This window comes from Arcobacter rhizosphaerae (genome assembly GCF_049472155.1).
Classification (GTDB): domain Bacteria; phylum Campylobacterota; class Campylobacteria; order Campylobacterales; family Arcobacteraceae; genus Arcobacter_B.
This window is the reverse complement of record NZ_JBMOVW010000006.1, coordinates 159,610-174,732: the sequence shown is the minus strand read 5'-3', so window position 1 is coordinate 174,732 and position 15,123 is coordinate 159,610. Positions and strand designations below refer to the sequence as shown.

Here is a 15,123-nt window from a genome sequence, read left to right as displayed (position 1 = left end):
ATGAGCTACATATCAAGCGCAAACTTAGAGACAGCAGATAAAGAGATATTTGATATCGTTGAGCAAGAGTTAGAAAGACAAACAACACACTTAGAAATGATTGCTAGTGAAAACTTTACTTCACCAGCAGTTATGGAAGCAATGGGTTCTGTATTTACTAATAAATATGCAGAAGGTTATCCATACAAAAGATATTATGGTGGATGTGAATTCGCAGATAAAGCTGAACAATTAGCTATTGATAGAGCTTGTGAAATTTTTGGATGTAACTATGCAAATGTTCAACCTCACTCAGGTTCACAAGCAAATGGTGCAGTATATGCAGCATTATTAAAAGCAGGTGATAAAATCTTAGGTATGGACTTATCTCATGGTGGGCACTTAACTCATGGTTCTAAACCTTCATTCTCTGGTAAAAACTACCAAGCATTCTACTACGGAGTAGAATTAGATGGAAGAATTAACTATGATAAAGTAATGGAAATTGCTAAGATTACTCAACCAAAAATCATTGTTTGTGGAGCATCAGCTTACGCAAGAGAGATTGATTTTGCTAAGTTTAGAGAAATTGCAGATGCAGTTGGAGCTATTTTATTTGCTGATATTGCTCACATTGCAGGACTTGTTGCAGCAAATGAACATCAATCACCATTCCCTTATGCAGATGTAGTTACTACTACAACTCACAAGACTTTAAGAGGTCCAAGAGGTGGTATGATAATGACAAATGATGAAGATATTGCTAAGAAAATTAATTCAGCAATCTTCCCAGGATTACAAGGTGGACCACTTGTACATGTAATGGCTGCAAAAGCAGTAGCATTTAAAGAGATTTTAGCTCCCCAATGGAAAGACTATGCTAAGCAAGTAAAAGCAAATGCAGCTAAGCTTGGAGAAGTATTAGTTTCAAGAGGATATGATATTGTATCAGGTGGAACAGATAATCACTTAGTATTAGTATCATTCTTAAATAAAGACTTTTCAGGAAAAGATGCAGATGCAGCATTACAAAATGCAGGTATCACTGTAAATAAAAATACAGTACCAGGTGAGACAAGATCACCATTTGTAACATCAGGGGTTAGAATTGGATCACCAGCATTAACAGCAAGAGGAATGAAAGAGCAAGAGTTTGAATATATAGCAAATAAAATTGCTGATGTATTAGATGATATTGAAAATACTGATCTTCAAGCTACTGTTAAAGCTGAATTAAAAGATTTAGCTAACAAGTTTGTTATTTATAATCAGTCTACTTACTAAGAAGTAATTCTTAAACCCTAAACTATTTAAATCAAAATATGACTAAAGTGGTCTTCCCAAACCACTTTAGTTTCCCAAAATAATAATTCTTTGCTTTTACTAATAAACTTTTTTATATAATACGAATTATAATAAAGAAACGTCAGGGTATTTTATGCAAAATAAACTTTTAGAAGAAAAAGAAAACTATAAAAAAATTGAAAAAGTAATAAAATATATTGATGAAAACTTCAAAGAACAACCTTCAATAGATACAATTGCCGAATTTATTGGTATGAGTAAATATCATCTTATTCGAGTTTTTAAAGAGTATGTTGGTGTAACGCCTATTCAGTTTTTACAATCTGTAACTTTAAATTATGCAAAAGAACATTTAAAAGAATCAAAATCTATTTTAGATAGTGCGTTAGATATGGGGCTGTCAAGCCCAAGTAGACTTCATGATTTATTTGTAAATATTATTGGAGTTACTCCAAAAGAGTATAAAGAATCAGGTAAAAATGTAAAAATTACTTATGGATATGGTTCAACTCCATTTGGGGAAGCACTTATTGCTTTTACTAAAAGAGGGGTTTCTTATCTTGGTTTTGTTGATAGTACAAATGAAAATAAAGAATCTCTTTTTAATAGATTTAAAGAGATTTGGGAAAAAGCAGAACTTATTGAAGATAATGAAAAAGCCCAAGAGTTTTTAAATAATATTTTTGTTGAAAAGAAAAAATTCGACTTGTATGTAAAAGGAACAAATTTCCAAATCAATATTTGGAAAGCTTTATTAAATATTCCAAATGGAACAATAGCAACTTACCAAGATATAGCAAATAGTATAAATAAACCAAAAGCTGTAAGAGCAGTTGCTAGTGCTATTGGTTCAAATCATATTGGATATTTAATCCCTTGTCATAGAGTTTTAGCAAAAAGTGGTGCTATGAGTGGTTATAGATGGGGAATTGAAAGAAAGAAAATTTTAGTTGCTTATGAGGCTTTGAAAAAAGAAGAAAATCAAGTTTTATAGAGATATATAGGCGTTTTATAGATATCATTTATTTCTAGTTTTTCTCTAAATTTTATATGTTTAAAAGCAAAAGTACTACTTATAATTTGTGTATTTATAGTTTCATCAAAGAGTTTATCCTCAAGTTTTTGCATTCCTTTAGGGAAAAGATAACAAATTAAAAGTTTGTTTTTTAAGTTTTGTTTTAAAAAGTTTTTTTTATATATAGTAAGATTTTTTACTCTAAATATAGTTTGTAATATTTTTGATATAAGCCAAGGAAAAAAAGATAATTCATAAGCAATAATTTTTTTATTAGGTAAATTTATTGCTAAAAAAATAGCTAAACTTCCAAAACCAGAACCTAACTCAACAATTTCTTGATAAGGTGTATTTTTTGAAAGTCTTAAAATTTCTTTAGCTACTTTTTTAGAAGAGGGCATAGGTGAGATACCTATAATTAAAGAGTTTATAGATATCACCAGAACTATAAGTAATAGAATTATTAATAGATATATCTCAAACATTAAAGAAATTTAATTTACTTAACTTCTTCAATTAGTTCTAAAAGAATACTTTGTATTTCTTGTGCTTCTTCTATTAAATCTGGATTTATATCATCAACTAATTGTACTATAGAGTTCATTGAAATATATGTTTGATTATTTTTTGAATAAACTGAAATTTTACAAGGCATAATTGATGATAATGTCATGTCACTTTCTAATAAAAGTTTTGCATAATTTGGATTACAAATATCAAGTATTTGACACTCTTCATTAAACTCAACACCTTTTGATTCTAATGTTTTAGCAACATTATGTATGTGTAAAACTCCAAATTTATAATTTGATATTTTAGATTCAATCTCATTTACTAGTTCTTGAACATTTTTATTTGATGTTTCTGTATAAACCATTATAAGCCTTTATTTTTTTAATGTAGTTTTCTTTTTGTTAATAAATGACGTAGTATAGTATATCTCTCTTAGAAATAAAATTAAAGATAAAATAAAAGATAGCATAGCAATGATAAAAAGACTTGCTATAAATAGTGAGTCTTCAAATTTAAATAAAGCACTTAAAAACATAGTTACAATTACCATAGCAATTAAAAGACCTGTACTTGTACCAAAGAAAATAGAATAATTTATATTTTGCATTCGCATTGTTAAGAATCTTCTTCTATCTTTATATTTTTCTATAGCTTTTTCTTCATCTTCTTTTGTTTTTTGATTACTTATGAAATTATCAATTTTTTCTAATTTATCAATAATTCTTGATAATCTTCCTGTAAAAACATTTAAAAGTCCAGCAACTCCAGCTAATAAAAATACAGGTGCAACTGCTAATTGAATTAGTTGAGCTACAGTGTTTACATTGTTTATGTGTTCCATTGACATTTTTTTTCTTTTTAATTTATTTTACTATATAAAAATTAATTAGTATTTAATCAAATAGTCTATATAACTAAAGTTTAAGAATAAGGTTTTATTATGGAAGAAATAAGTTTAGAGTATACAGATGTTTTTGATAAAAATAAAATAAAAAATATAAAGTTTGAAACTTCAAAAATAAAAGAAAAGTTTAATGAAAAATCGTTATTTGCTACAATGGTAGATGGAAAATCAATGCAACCTTTAATATCTCATAGAGCTGTGTTGATTGTAGATATTTCAAATAAACAACTAATACATGATGAAATATATTTACTATATTATGAAAATAAGATGTGGGTAAAAAAATATGATAGTAATAAAAAGAGTTTCATTTCAATCAATCCAAGTTATAAACATTTAGTGTATGATTTAAATAGTATTCATTTAGTTGGAAAAGTGCTTTTATTTTTTAATAATTAACCTAATAATGTTATTTTTTAAAGCAAAATCAACAAAATTATAGTAATATATACTATTACAAGGAAAATAAATAGTATGCTAGATGAAAACTTTTTAAATACACTAGATATATTATATGTTGAAAATGATGAAAAGTTAAGAGATGAATTTTTAAAAAAATTTAAAACTTTATTTAAGTCAGTTACAACAGCATATAGTATTGAAGAAGCTATAAAATCTTTTGATAAATTAACTTCAAGTGATAATGAAATTGATATTATTGTAAGTGAAGCTAATATTTCAGAGTGTTCAGGTCTTAGCTTATTAACTCATGTTAGAAATAATAATAAAAATATACCATTTGTTTTTTTTACAGATCATGCAGATATTGATGTACTTTTAACTTCACTTAGACAAGATGTAACAGCTTATTTTATGAAGCCATTAAAAATAAATGAAATTTTAGAAAAAATTGAAGAAGTTTGCAAGGTAAAAAGAAGAGATGATGAAATTGAAGCTGAACAAAATGAAGTTGAAGAATATTTACGTATAGTAAATAAGGTAGCTATTGTATTTATTTTTGATATGGATGGTAATATTGTTTATGTAAATGATTTCTTAAAAAATGTTATAAATTGTAAAGATGAGGAAATATTAGGACATAATTATCAAGCTATTTATCATCATGAAATGCCTAAAAAAATATTACAACAACAATGGGAAAGTATAAATAATGGAAATAAGTGGGAAGGTAAAATGAAATATCTTACTAAAAACAGTTCCATTTTTTATACTAATGCAACTATTCTTCCTGTTTTTAGTAAGGATGAAAAAAAAGAAATTAGAAAATTTATAAGTGTGAACTTTTTGACTACTAAAGAAGAGAATGAAAGAAGAGAATATAGAAAAAAAGTTTTATATAATCTTCAAGAAACAAAAAGAGTTTATCAAGTAGCACAACAAAAAATAGAGGAACTTAATCAACATCTAAATAAATACAAAGGTTATGATAAAGTTGAAGAATATTTAAATAAGCTTCATAAGGAAAATAAAGATAAATATGGAGAACTTCAAAGCTTAGAAAATCGTATGAAGGCTAGTAAAAAAAGGTTTGAACAATTAACTTTTGGAGTAAACGATAAAATAAATAAAATTTCAATAATGACAGCTGATATGAGAGATATTGAATTTAAAGCTTCTAAAAAAATAGATAAAGTAATTGAAGAAATAAAAATTAGAGAATCTTATATTCATAGAATAAAAGAAGAGATAGAAGAAAAAGCTGCAAAAATAAAAGACTTAGAAGATGTTGTAAAACATAGAACGGAACAATTAGTAGAAAAGAAAGGTTAAATTAGTGTTTAATTATGCATTTTTAAAAAAACTGGATATTTTATATATAGAAAGTGATGTTGAAGAAAACAATTATTTAACAGATATGCTTTGTAAACAGTTTAGAAATGTAATTTCAGAAAAATTAGGAAATGAAGGACTTAAAAAGTTCAAAGAAAATAAAGAACAAGATTTTGATATTGATATTATTATTGTAAATGAAAAACTTGAAGATTTATCTGGATTAGAAGTTTTATCTAAAATTAGAGAGATAAATAAAAATATTCCAGTAATAATTACAACTTGTAAAATTGAAACGAAATCTTTACTTCAATCAATAGAACACCAAGCAACTGATTATCTACAAAAACCCATAAATGCAAAAGATTTAGTTTTTAGTGTAGAAAATGTATGTCAAAATAAATATCATGATAAATTAAGAAAACAAGCACAAAAAGATTTAGAAGATATTATTGATGTAATTAATGAAGTTGCTTTAGTTATAAAGACAGATGAAAATGGAAATATTTTGTATGCAAATAATTATTTTTGTGAAATATCAAGTTATAGTTATGAAGAGTTAGTTAATCATAATTATGAAATATTAAAAGATCCTGCAAGTAATGAATTAGTTTTTAAAAAATTATGGGAAACAGTTTTTAAAGCAGAACCTTGGGAAGGAAAAATAAGATTTATTTCAAAAGATAATGAATTCTTTTATGTCTATTTAACTGTTGTTCCTTTGGTTGATAAAAATACTTCACAAATAAAAGAGTATATGTGGGTTAGCTTTCTAGCTACCCAAGATGAACTAGAACAAAAAGAATTTAAGAAAAAAGCAGCAAAAAATATCCAAGCTAACAGACGAATAAATACACAAGCAAGAGAGAAAATTGATGAATTAATTAATAAACTATCTTTTTATAGAAATATTGATGTACAAATAAAAACAGAAAAAGAAAGAAATGCAAAATTTACAAATCAAATAATTTTTTATAAAAAAGAGTTGTCTCAATTAGATAAAAAATTAAAAGAAACAAGTCAAAAAGCAAGTATAAAGATTAAAAAAGTTGTTTCAGATGAAAAAGTAGTAAGAGAAAAAAAAGATAAAGCAGTTACAGAGTTAAAAGGTTTAACTAAAGAATTAGATTTAAAAAATAAAACTATAAAAGAGCTTACAAAAGAACTTGATGAACAAGTAAAAACTATTGAAAAACTAATGGCATCAATTGAAAGAAAAGAAGAACAAATAGGGATTTAATAGATTATATCAAGTGCATTAATGTGTAGGATTTTAACCACTTAATGAGACCGTTAAATATTCCGTGTCAAAGTAAATTCTGATAGGAGAAATCCTATCACACTTAAACTTAAATTTTAAGTTCATCATCCAATCTACCCTCGAAAAATATAGCTAATTGTGAGAGGGTCAGGTTCCAGTTCCACATTGGCATATTCCATTTTTTAGTAGCATTTTTTATTCCCATATATAGTAATTTTAATAGGCTGTTTTCATTTGGGAAAGCTCCTTTTGTTTTTGTAAGCTTACGAAACTGTCTATGTACAGATTCAATAATATTGGTAGTATAGATAACTTTCCTGATCTCTGGTGGGTATTTGAAATATACAGATAAATTTTCCCATTTATTCTGCCAAGATTGAAGTACAATAGGATATTTCTTGCCCCCACTTTTCATCAAGTAGTAGAAGTGCATCTTCAGCAGCTTCTTTTGATACTGCTTGATACACTGGTTTTAAATCTGCCATAAACTCTTTATGATTTTTAGACGCTACATAACGTATTGAATTTCGTATTTGATGAATGATACACAGTTGTACCTCAGTTTGTGGAAATATTGCTTTTATAGCTTCTGGAAATCCTTTTAAACCATCAACAGAAGCAATAAGTATATCTTGTAATCCTCTATTGTTTAAATCAGTTAAAACACTAAGCCAAAAGTTTGCACCTTCACTCTCACTAAGATATAATCCAAGTATATCTTTTTTACCCTCCATAGTAACACCAAGTATTGTATAAACAGCTTTAGATACATACTTTCCACCATCTTTGACTTTATAGTGAATCGCATCAAGCCATACGAATGGATATATTACATCAAGAGGTCTAGATTGCCACTCTTTTACCTTTGTAATGATTTTATCAGTGATTGTACTTATAGTTGCAGTTGAAATTGATACATGATATATCTCTTCAATATGAGATGATATATCACTATAGCTCATACCTAAGCCATACATTGAAAGTATTTTCTCTTCTATCTCGTTTGATATTGTAGTTTGATGTTTTTTAACTATTTGAGGTTCAAAGGTACCATTTCTATCTCGTGAAGTCTCAAGTTCAAAAGAACCATCAGATAATCCTTTGATAGTCTTTTTATTTACACCATTCTTTCTATTCTTTTTTCCTGTGAGAACATCATTAGCAATATGAGATTCTACTTCTGCTTCAAGTGCAGCTTCTGTAAGTTGTTTGATAAGTGGAGCTAACAGTCCATCTTTACCTGTTAGATTCTTACCACTTTTAAATTGTTCTAAAACTTCATTGAAGTCAAACTCTATTTGTTGTTCCATTGTCAATCCTTGATATTATTTTATCAGATTGACACGGAATTTCTAACACTCCCTTTTTATTTAAATTATTTTATAGTTATAGGGGGATAGTTGTTTTGTTCCTATAACTATAATAATTTTAATTGTAGATGTTCTTTAATTAAAACTCTTTATTGAATAATTATTAACTTTATATAAATTCTTAATAATATTCTGATTTATCATTTTGTAACCAATTGAAAAACCATAAGGCACTTTTTGATTTTTATCATTTACTAATAATAATTCGTATGAATAATCAGTTTTAAATATTTTATAACTCATAGGAGATATATTAATTCTTTTCATATCTTTCATATCTATGATATTATCAGTTACATCTTCACCATAATATCCAGATATTGTATCTATTTCTATAAATTCTTTTGTTTTATTATAAATTTTTATATGTTTAATTGAATTATAATCATCTTTAAAATTATTTATAACTTCTACTTCTATATTTCTATCTTTAGCTCTAAATTTTTTTGGAAGATAATTAAAGTAGACTTTATCAATTTCATAAGTTAAGTTAGTTGGAAACTTATTATAGTCATCTTTAAATACTCTATGTTTATAAGTGACTTTATATCTATTTACTGTATTTGTTATTGTTGAACTAGTTATTTTAAATTTATCTGAAATAGAAGAATCATCTTTGAAAAACTTATTAAAGTTTTCTGATATGCTATCACCTAAAATATTTCTTGCAATTCTATTTATATTATTTTTACCATTATTGGGTGATATATAATTTATGTAAAGATTAATTTTATTTGGTACACTATTTTCAACAACATGAAATTTATTTAGTTGATTAAAAACAGATTTTGGTAAAACTTTTGTATTATCTACTAATGATGTTTTAATTATTTTAATTTTTTCTTTTCTTGATATATTAGCTTTATCATATAATTTTATAAATTTTTGATAATTTGATATTTCTTTTTGTAGTTCTTTTTCAATTACATTATTTTGTAAATTATTTATAAAGTTAGAATAGTCTTCTAATTTATTTGAAATATAATTACATTTTTTAAAACTTCTTCCATGGTCATTAGAGCAAGATGAATAATCAATTCTCTTAAGAATATTATTAGTTACAGAAAAACAGTTTTTCATATTTTCTCTATATTTAAAGCTCCAACCTTCTTTATACCAATTATTTATTAATATAACACATCCATTTGATGATTTATATTTAAGTCTACTGTTTCTATCAATTATAATATTTACTAATTGTTGTTTTTCATAGTTTGATATATTTTTATGTTGATTTTTTATTTTATAATTAAATGGTTCTGGAGGATTACCACATCCAGCAAAACTAATAGATAAAATTGCAGTTATTGTACTTGTTATTAATAGAGTTGATATTCTCATTTTATTCCTTTTTTAAGTTTGAACAATATATTATTGAAATTATTTTTATATTATACTTAATTTTTTAATTATTTATATGTCATATTAAATGTTTTTAATAACTTAAAAGATATAAATTATTTGGTTGGAATTTAAAATGAAAGCATATTGAAGAATTTGTTAAATAAGTGGCAGAGAGTGGGGGATTCGAACCCCCGGAGGCGTGAACCTCGCCGGTTTTCAAAACCGGTACTTTCGACCAACTCAGTCAACTCTCTACAATTCTAAAAAAGTGGTGCGAATGGTGAGAATCGAACTCACACTCCGAAACCGGAATGGGATTTTAAGTCCCACGCGTCTACCTATTCCGCCACACTCGCACAGTGTATCTCTAAAGTGGTGGTGAGGGAAGGATTTGAACCTTCGAAGCCGTAGGCGGCGGATTTACAATCCGCAGGATTTGACCACTCTCCAACCTCACCTTGATTAAGAGGTCGAAATTATATTTACTTTTTTATTAATTTAAAATTAAATTTTGAAAAATTTGATATAATTTTTGTAATTTTATAAAAAATAGGAGATATTTTGATTAATAGAGAAGAAGTAAGTGAGAGAATGAGTAGAATTGTTGAGCATAATGGTGTTGTTTACTTAGCAGGTATTGTATCTGATGATAAAGATTTAGATATAAAAGGACAAGCCTCAAGAGCTTTAGAGATTGTTGAACAAAGATTAAATCAAATAGGTTCAAATAAGCATAGTATATTAAGAGTGGAAATTTTTCTAAAAGATATTTATAGAGATTTCCAAGACTTTAACGGAGTTTGGGATGAATGGGTATCAAAAGAAAACCCTCCTGCAAGAGCTTGTGTAGAAGCAAATATGGCAAGTACAAATACTTTAGTTGAGCTAATAGTAACTGCTGTTAAAAGTTAAGTGTTTCACTTAACTTTTAATGTTCACTATGTTCTTTTATATTTGAAATAATTTTGTTATAAATCCTTTCGTATTCTTCTTTTGGCATACTATCATCTTCAATAACAGCTAAAACATTTTGCAGTTCAACTAAAAATGATTCCATTTCTTTTATTGCATCCATATCATCTTGTGTTTGTGTATTGTTTTCTAATAATTTATGTAAATCTTCAATATAATGTTCAACTTCTGGAATCATTGTATTCTCAACTAAATCTTTTAGTTTATTTTTTATTTCTGACATTTTAAATCCTTTTCAAAGTAGATTATATAATAAGTATCATAAATTACTATATAACTATTTTAAGAATAATTACTGTATGATTTTAATTATTTTTTAAGGTTGGCTTGTGAGAAAAAATATTATTTTGCAGTTTGTAGTGATGGTTTTGATATTAGCTATAGCGATTACCGCTTTAAGTTTATATAATCTAAGACATATAGGTATAAAATCTGCAATTCATAATGCACAAGCTATATCTGAAGTTGTAAAAAGTGGTTTAACTTCTCACATGTTAAATAACAATATGCACCAAGTAGATACATTTATTGAATCTGTATCTAATATGAATAATGTAAAAAATATTTGGCTTGTGCGAGGAGAACCTGTTGATAAACAATTTGGAAGGGTTGATAAAACTAAATTCCCTAAAGATGCTTTAGATAAAAGTGTTTTATTAACAGGAAAAATGGCACATAAAATAGAAGAAACTTTTACAACCACTTCTGTTAGAGTTACAATACCTTACAATGCAGTTGCTGTTAAAAATATTGACTGTTTAAAGTGTCATGATGTAGATCCTGGGGAAACTTTAGGTGCAGTATCTTTAGAGCTTGATATTAGTGCATTAAAACAAATAGGAATAGAGTCAATTTATATTATTACTTTAGTTGTTCTTTTTGCCATATTTATTATAATTTTTTTATCAAAAAGAATCTTACAACCTTATATAGAATTATTTGATAAATTTAGTATAAATATTAATAATGCAGTTCAAGGAAAATTTAAAAGAATAAATATTCCTACTTCTGGTATAAGTAAAGATATGCTTAATTTAACAGAAGAATATAATAAACTAATGGTTAACTTTAAAGATACTTCAATTGATATTGAAAAAAAACTTCATGGATTTATTGGATACCAAGCAGGAAAAGAGGGTAATGATCCTTTAAATGAATCAAAAGAGATTATCGATAATTTATCAAACCTTTATCAATTTAAAAAAGAAATTGAACTAGATGACTCAAGGGATGAAATTTATCAAAGATTGTCACAAGTATTTTCAAATAAATTTAATTTAAAAGCATTTAATTTTATTGAAATTGAAATGCTAAAAAATAAAATGACAACAGTTATTCAAAAAGGAGATTTCTTTTGTTGTAGTAAAACTATGAAAGAAACACCTGACTTATGTAGATCAGCAAGAACAAAAAATGATGTAGTATCAATGGACTTTCATAACACCTGTCCATATTTTGAAAAAAAAGATCTTTTTTATTACTGTACTAATATTTCTATTAGTAAAAATATAAATTTAATTATAAATTTTGTATTTGAAAAGAAAAATGAATTAGAAAAATTAAAATCGCAAATTACTTTTATTAAAAGTTATATTAATGAAGCAGCACCATCATTAGAGGTTAAACTTCTAATGAAGGCTTTACAAGAGTCTGCATTTACAGATGGGCTTACAGGTTTATATAATAGAAAATTCTTAGAAGAACATACTAAAAAACTAATTCCTCATGCAAAAAGAGAAGAATTAAATATTGGTGTTTTAATGTTAGATATGGATCACTTTAAAGCTGTAAATGATGAATATGGTCATGATATTGGTGATAAAGTACTAAAAGAGTTAGCTACTATTTTAGATGAAACTGTTAGAGAATCTGATCTTGTTATTAGATATGGTGGTGAAGAGTTTATTGTTTTACTTGTTGGCGTTAAAAATGAAAATGATGCCTTACACGTTGCTAATAAAATTTCTAAAAAAGTTAGAGAAAATGAAATTGATGTTTATGCGGGTGCAAAACTTAAAAAGACTGTAAGTATAGGTTTATCTATGTTCCCACAAGATTCATCAAGTTTTAATTCTGTAATTAAAAATGCAGATATAGCTTTATATGAAGCAAAAAGTACAGGTAGAGATAAGGTAGTTAGATTTAAAGAAGAGCAAGTTTCAAGTGTGGATTTATTTTAAATAGATTAAAGAACTAAGGTTTAACCCTTAGTCTTGAATTAGTTTTTCTTTAGAAATAACCACACCATCATTGTCAGCATAAATATAGTCACCTCTATTAAATGTTAAACCTTCAAAGTTAAGTTCTTCACCTCTTGAAGAGTTTGTTTTATCAAAATTTCTTAGTGGACAAGTACCAATAGCAAATAATCCAACGTTAATATTTTTAGTTTCATCAGTATCTCTTACATATCCATTTAAAATGATAGCCTTCCAGTTGTTCTTAGCCGCAAAAGCCATTAGCTTATCACCAACAACTCCAAAAAATTCTTGTCCATTATCAACTACTACTATTTTACCTTCACCATCTTCATCTCTTAGCATTTCTAAAAGTCTAAAGTTACTTTTATCTAATTTAATTGTTTCAATTTGTCCATAAAATCTTTTTAAACCACCATAGTTTTTAAATTTTGGTGATAATATTTGTAATTGTTTATCTTGATTTTCGTCACATAAATCAGCTGTATGTATATTCATATATTCTCCTTAATTATTTCTTCCCAAATTGTATGTTAGTAAAAAGAAATGTAGAAAAAGTGTAAACATTAAAAAAACTTTAAAAAAAAATATTAATTTTATAAAATAAGTGAAATAGTAACACTTGTGATAAAAAATATCATACGCTTTACAGTTAAATAAGTTATAATTTCAAAAAAATTAAAAGGTATTTATAAATGGATATTGCTTTAACAACACCAGCACTTCTATTTCCAGCTATTTCTTTGCTTTTATTAGCTTATACAAGTAGATTTCTAACTACTGCACAACTTATTAGAGGATTAAGTGCAAATGCAAGAGATGGAAGAGTACCTAAAGCTTCTAAACAAATAAAAAATCTAAAAAAAAGAGTTGATTTAATTAAATTAATGCAAATTTTAGGAGTACTTTCCTTATTATTATGTACATTTTCTATGTTTTTACTTTTTATAGAGTTTAGAATTTTTGGAAATATAGTTTTTGGAATTAGTTTAGTTTTAATGTGTGCTTCTTTAATCACTGCTATTTTTGAAATTTCAATTTCAACAGGGGCAATTGAAATTGAACTTGAAGGAATTAAAAAGTATTCAAAAGGACATAAAAAAAATAAAGAACTTGAACAAAATACTTCTGAAATAGAAGAAGTTGAAAAAGAAGAAGAATAAATTGAAAAAATTTACAACTCATAATATTCATGAAATTATGAATTATTTACAAAAAAATTTAGAGCAGAGTGAAGAAGTAAAAATAGAAGTTTTAAATCCAGATTATGGTTTTGAACTTTTTGCAGGAGAACAAATACAATTAGATGAACTTTATATATATCACTCTTATAAAGCTTGGAATGATTTAAGTGAACTTTTATTTTGTAAACTTTTAACTCCTGAAATAAGTAGTAAATATACAGTAATCTTAACTTTTAAAAAAGTAAATAAAAATAGCTCTTTTCATAATAATTCTTATACTAGTAATTATGAGAAATATGGAGAAGACTCTTTATTTTTTAGAATAAATAAAAATGAAGAACCTTCTTTTTTATATTATTATAAACAAGCATTAACAAATGCGAAAATTGAAAATAAAATAAATATCTTGAATTTAGGAATAAATAAAGCTGATGAGTTTGCTTTAATTTCTGAACTTTTAGATGAAAAAGAGATAAATTCAAAGCAATTTGTTGGAATTGATTTTTCAAAAAGTGCTATTAATCATGCAAAAAAAAGATTTCCTTATGATAATTTTAATTTTTATTGTCATGATATAAATGATCTAAAAAGTTTGAATTTAAAGAAAGCTGATTTACTTATTTCAATAGGAACTTTACAAAGTTCAACTTTAAACTTTAAAAAGTTATTTATGGATTTATTTCAAAACTATTTAGAAGAAAATGGCTCTTTGATATTAGGATTTCCAAATTGTAGATGGCATGGTTCTGAAATGATATATGGAGCAAAAGCTGCAAATTATTCTTTTAGTGAACAATCTGTTTTATATAAAGATGTTTATTTTTGTAAGAAATATTTACAACAAAAAAAGTATAGAGTAACACTAACTGGAAAGAATTATCTTTTTTTAACTGCTACATCTATAAAAAAATAAGGTGTTTGTTTTTTATTATATTTTTATGTTACAATTTATAAAATTTAACCAAGGAGTATGATATGCCTAGTCAACACATTGAAATAAAAACTTTTAAACTAGCTCACAGTACAAATGATACAGTTAAAATTGAGCATGTAGAAAAGCCTTATGGAGAATATAGTAGTCCCGTAGTTAGTATTGCTATATATTCTCATGGAGAAGAAAAGACATCTGAAGTAGAAATTCCTTATGAAAATATAGAAGAGTTTTTAAAAGCACTAAATGAGTCTATAGCTATGTGTGATTCAATTCCTAGAAATGAACTTCATGGTGAATTAAATGCAAGTGTAGGTGGAGGAGCCTAAGTTAATAACTTTATCTTATAACAATAATAAATTTTTTTGTTAACTAATCTTAGATATAATTTTTGAAAATTATATCTAGGAGTTATT

Annotated in this window: 16 protein-coding genes, 3 tRNA genes and 1 pseudogene; 10 read left to right on the top strand and 10 right to left on the bottom strand. The window is 25.9% G+C overall.

All coding sequences use genetic code 11. The features are described 5' to 3' along the window. Both ACH5BH_RS11035 and ACH5BH_RS11030 read left to right on the top strand, forming a co-directional pair. Positions 1-1,263: a serine hydroxymethyltransferase gene (locus ACH5BH_RS11035; RefSeq protein WP_423298380.1), complete on the top strand. Its 1,263-nt coding sequence runs from the start codon at positions 1-3 to the stop codon at positions 1,261-1,263. Between the two features lie 154 nt (positions 1,264-1,417). Further along, positions 1,418-2,278 carry a bifunctional transcriptional activator/DNA repair enzyme AdaA gene (locus tag ACH5BH_RS11030; RefSeq protein ID WP_404303646.1) on the top strand — a complete coding sequence of 287 codons (861 nt, stop codon included), beginning with the start codon at positions 1,418-1,420 and terminating at the stop codon, positions 2,276-2,278. On the opposite strand, the gene ACH5BH_RS11025 is transcribed toward ACH5BH_RS11030, so the two are convergent. From ACH5BH_RS11025 to ACH5BH_RS11015, 3 genes are all read right to left on the bottom strand, one after another. After that, entirely contained in the window at positions 2,266-2,700 is a 435-nt protein-coding gene (locus ACH5BH_RS11025; protein WP_423298379.1) for a hypothetical protein, read from the bottom strand. The two genes, ACH5BH_RS11030 and ACH5BH_RS11025, sit on opposite strands and share 13 nt — an antisense overlap. A 98-nt stretch (positions 2,701-2,798) precedes the next feature. Next, positions 2,799-3,176 (bottom strand): DUF302 domain-containing protein, encoded by a 378-nt coding sequence (locus ACH5BH_RS11020; RefSeq protein ID WP_423298378.1) that lies wholly within the window; start codon positions 3,174-3,176, stop codon positions 2,799-2,801. A gap of 9 nt (positions 3,177-3,185) precedes the next feature. Then, positions 3,186-3,659: a DUF2721 domain-containing protein gene (locus tag ACH5BH_RS11015; RefSeq protein WP_423298377.1), complete on the bottom strand. Its 474-nt coding sequence runs from the start codon at positions 3,657-3,659 to the stop codon at positions 3,186-3,188. A 93-nt stretch (positions 3,660-3,752) separates the two neighbouring features. Between ACH5BH_RS11015 and ACH5BH_RS11010 the strand changes: the two genes are divergently transcribed. From ACH5BH_RS11010 to ACH5BH_RS11000, 3 genes are all read left to right on the top strand, one after another. Beyond that, positions 3,753-4,115: a S24 family peptidase gene (locus ACH5BH_RS11010; protein WP_423298376.1), complete on the top strand. Its 363-nt coding sequence runs from the start codon at positions 3,753-3,755 to the stop codon at positions 4,113-4,115. A gap of 75 nt (positions 4,116-4,190) precedes the next feature. Beyond that, positions 4,191-5,447, top strand: a complete 1,257-nt coding sequence (locus ACH5BH_RS11005) for a response regulator (RefSeq protein ID WP_423298375.1) — start codon at positions 4,191-4,193, stop codon at positions 5,445-5,447. 4 nt (positions 5,448-5,451) lie between these two features. Then, positions 5,452-6,687, top strand: a complete 1,236-nt coding sequence (locus ACH5BH_RS11000) for a response regulator (RefSeq protein WP_423298374.1) — start codon at positions 5,452-5,454, stop codon at positions 6,685-6,687. Between the two features lie 109 nt (positions 6,688-6,796). Here the strand turns inward: ACH5BH_RS11000 and ACH5BH_RS10995 are convergent. From ACH5BH_RS10995 to ACH5BH_RS10975, 5 genes and pseudogenes are all read right to left on the bottom strand, one after another. After that, positions 6,797-8,018: pseudogene (locus ACH5BH_RS10995) on the bottom strand (IS256 family transposase). Between the two features lie 135 nt (positions 8,019-8,153). Next, a complete protein-coding gene (locus tag ACH5BH_RS10990; RefSeq protein WP_423298373.1) occupies positions 8,154-9,419 on the bottom strand; it encodes a hypothetical protein in 1,266 nt (421 codons plus the stop codon). Positions 9,420-9,587: 168 nt separating this feature from the next. Continuing rightward, positions 9,588-9,676 (bottom strand) — tRNA-Ser (locus ACH5BH_RS10985). A 15-nt stretch (positions 9,677-9,691) separates the two neighbouring features. Then, positions 9,692-9,778 (bottom strand) — tRNA-Leu (locus ACH5BH_RS10980). 17 nt (positions 9,779-9,795) lie between these two features. Further along, positions 9,796-9,880, bottom strand: a tRNA-Tyr gene (locus ACH5BH_RS10975). 103 nt (positions 9,881-9,983) lie between these two features. Here ACH5BH_RS10975 and ACH5BH_RS10970 point away from each other — a divergent pair. Continuing rightward, entirely contained in the window at positions 9,984-10,334 is a 351-nt protein-coding gene (locus ACH5BH_RS10970) for a RidA family protein (protein WP_404303656.1), read from the top strand. A 16-nt stretch (positions 10,335-10,350) separates the two neighbouring features. On the opposite strand, the gene ACH5BH_RS10965 is transcribed toward ACH5BH_RS10970, so the two are convergent. Then, the gene (locus tag ACH5BH_RS10965; RefSeq protein ID WP_404303657.1) at positions 10,351-10,617 is read right to left on the bottom strand and encodes a hypothetical protein; all 267 of its coding nucleotides are present in this window, start codon (positions 10,615-10,617) and stop codon (positions 10,351-10,353) included. A 106-nt stretch (positions 10,618-10,723) separates the two neighbouring features. Between ACH5BH_RS10965 and ACH5BH_RS10960 the strand changes: the two genes are divergently transcribed. Further along, positions 10,724-12,574 carry a GGDEF domain-containing protein gene (locus tag ACH5BH_RS10960; protein WP_423298372.1) on the top strand — a complete coding sequence of 617 codons (1,851 nt, stop codon included), beginning with the start codon at positions 10,724-10,726 and terminating at the stop codon, positions 12,572-12,574. Positions 12,575-12,601: 27 nt separating this feature from the next. Here ACH5BH_RS10960 and rraA read toward each other — a convergent pair whose 3' ends face one another. Beyond that, on the bottom strand, positions 12,602-13,090 hold the full coding sequence (gene rraA, locus ACH5BH_RS10955; RefSeq protein WP_404303659.1) for a ribonuclease E activity regulator RraA: 489 nt from the start codon (positions 13,088-13,090) through the stop codon (positions 12,602-12,604). 197 nt (positions 13,091-13,287) lie between these two features. Between rraA and ACH5BH_RS10950 the strand changes: the two genes are divergently transcribed. From ACH5BH_RS10950 to ACH5BH_RS10940, 3 genes are all read left to right on the top strand, one after another. Then, positions 13,288-13,755, top strand: a complete 468-nt coding sequence (locus ACH5BH_RS10950) for a DUF2721 domain-containing protein (RefSeq protein ID WP_404303660.1) — start codon at positions 13,288-13,290, stop codon at positions 13,753-13,755. A gap of 1 nt (position 13,756) precedes the next feature. After that, on the top strand, positions 13,757-14,689 hold the full coding sequence (locus tag ACH5BH_RS10945; protein ID WP_423298371.1) for a methyltransferase domain-containing protein: 933 nt from the start codon (positions 13,757-13,759) through the stop codon (positions 14,687-14,689). Positions 14,690-14,751: 62 nt separating this feature from the next. Further along, positions 14,752-15,036: a hypothetical protein gene (locus tag ACH5BH_RS10940; protein ID WP_404303662.1), complete on the top strand. Its 285-nt coding sequence runs from the start codon at positions 14,752-14,754 to the stop codon at positions 15,034-15,036. Positions 15,037-15,123 lie beyond the last annotated feature (87 nt).

Coding starts and splice junctions, on each gene's coding strand:
- ACH5BH_RS11030 (WP_404303646.1), top strand. CDS start 1,418: ATGCAAAATAAACTTTTAGAAGAAAAAGAAAACTATAAAAAAATTGAA.
- ACH5BH_RS10990 (WP_423298373.1), bottom strand. CDS start 9,419: ATGAGAATATCAACTCTATTAATAACAAGTACAATAACTGCAATTTTA.
- ACH5BH_RS11010 (WP_423298376.1), top strand. CDS start 3,753: ATGGAAGAAATAAGTTTAGAGTATACAGATGTTTTTGATAAAAATAAA.
- ACH5BH_RS10965 (WP_404303657.1), bottom strand. CDS start 10,617: ATGTCAGAAATAAAAAATAAACTAAAAGATTTAGTTGAGAATACAATG.
- ACH5BH_RS11020 (WP_423298378.1), bottom strand. CDS start 3,176: ATGGTTTATACAGAAACATCAAATAAAAATGTTCAAGAACTAGTAAAT.
- ACH5BH_RS10940 (WP_404303662.1), top strand. CDS start 14,752: ATGCCTAGTCAACACATTGAAATAAAAACTTTTAAACTAGCTCACAGT.
- ACH5BH_RS11025 (WP_423298379.1), bottom strand. CDS start 2,700: ATGCCCTCTTCTAAAAAAGTAGCTAAAGAAATTTTAAGACTTTCAAAA.
- rraA (WP_404303659.1), bottom strand. CDS start 13,090: ATGAATATACATACAGCTGATTTATGTGACGAAAATCAAGATAAACAA.
- ACH5BH_RS11015 (WP_423298377.1), bottom strand. CDS start 3,659: ATGTCAATGGAACACATAAACAATGTAAACACTGTAGCTCAACTAATT.
- ACH5BH_RS11035 (WP_423298380.1), top strand. CDS start 1: ATGAGCTACATATCAAGCGCAAACTTAGAGACAGCAGATAAAGAGATA.
- ACH5BH_RS11005 (WP_423298375.1), top strand. CDS start 4,191: ATGCTAGATGAAAACTTTTTAAATACACTAGATATATTATATGTTGAA.
- ACH5BH_RS10950 (WP_404303660.1), top strand. CDS start 13,288: ATGGATATTGCTTTAACAACACCAGCACTTCTATTTCCAGCTATTTCT.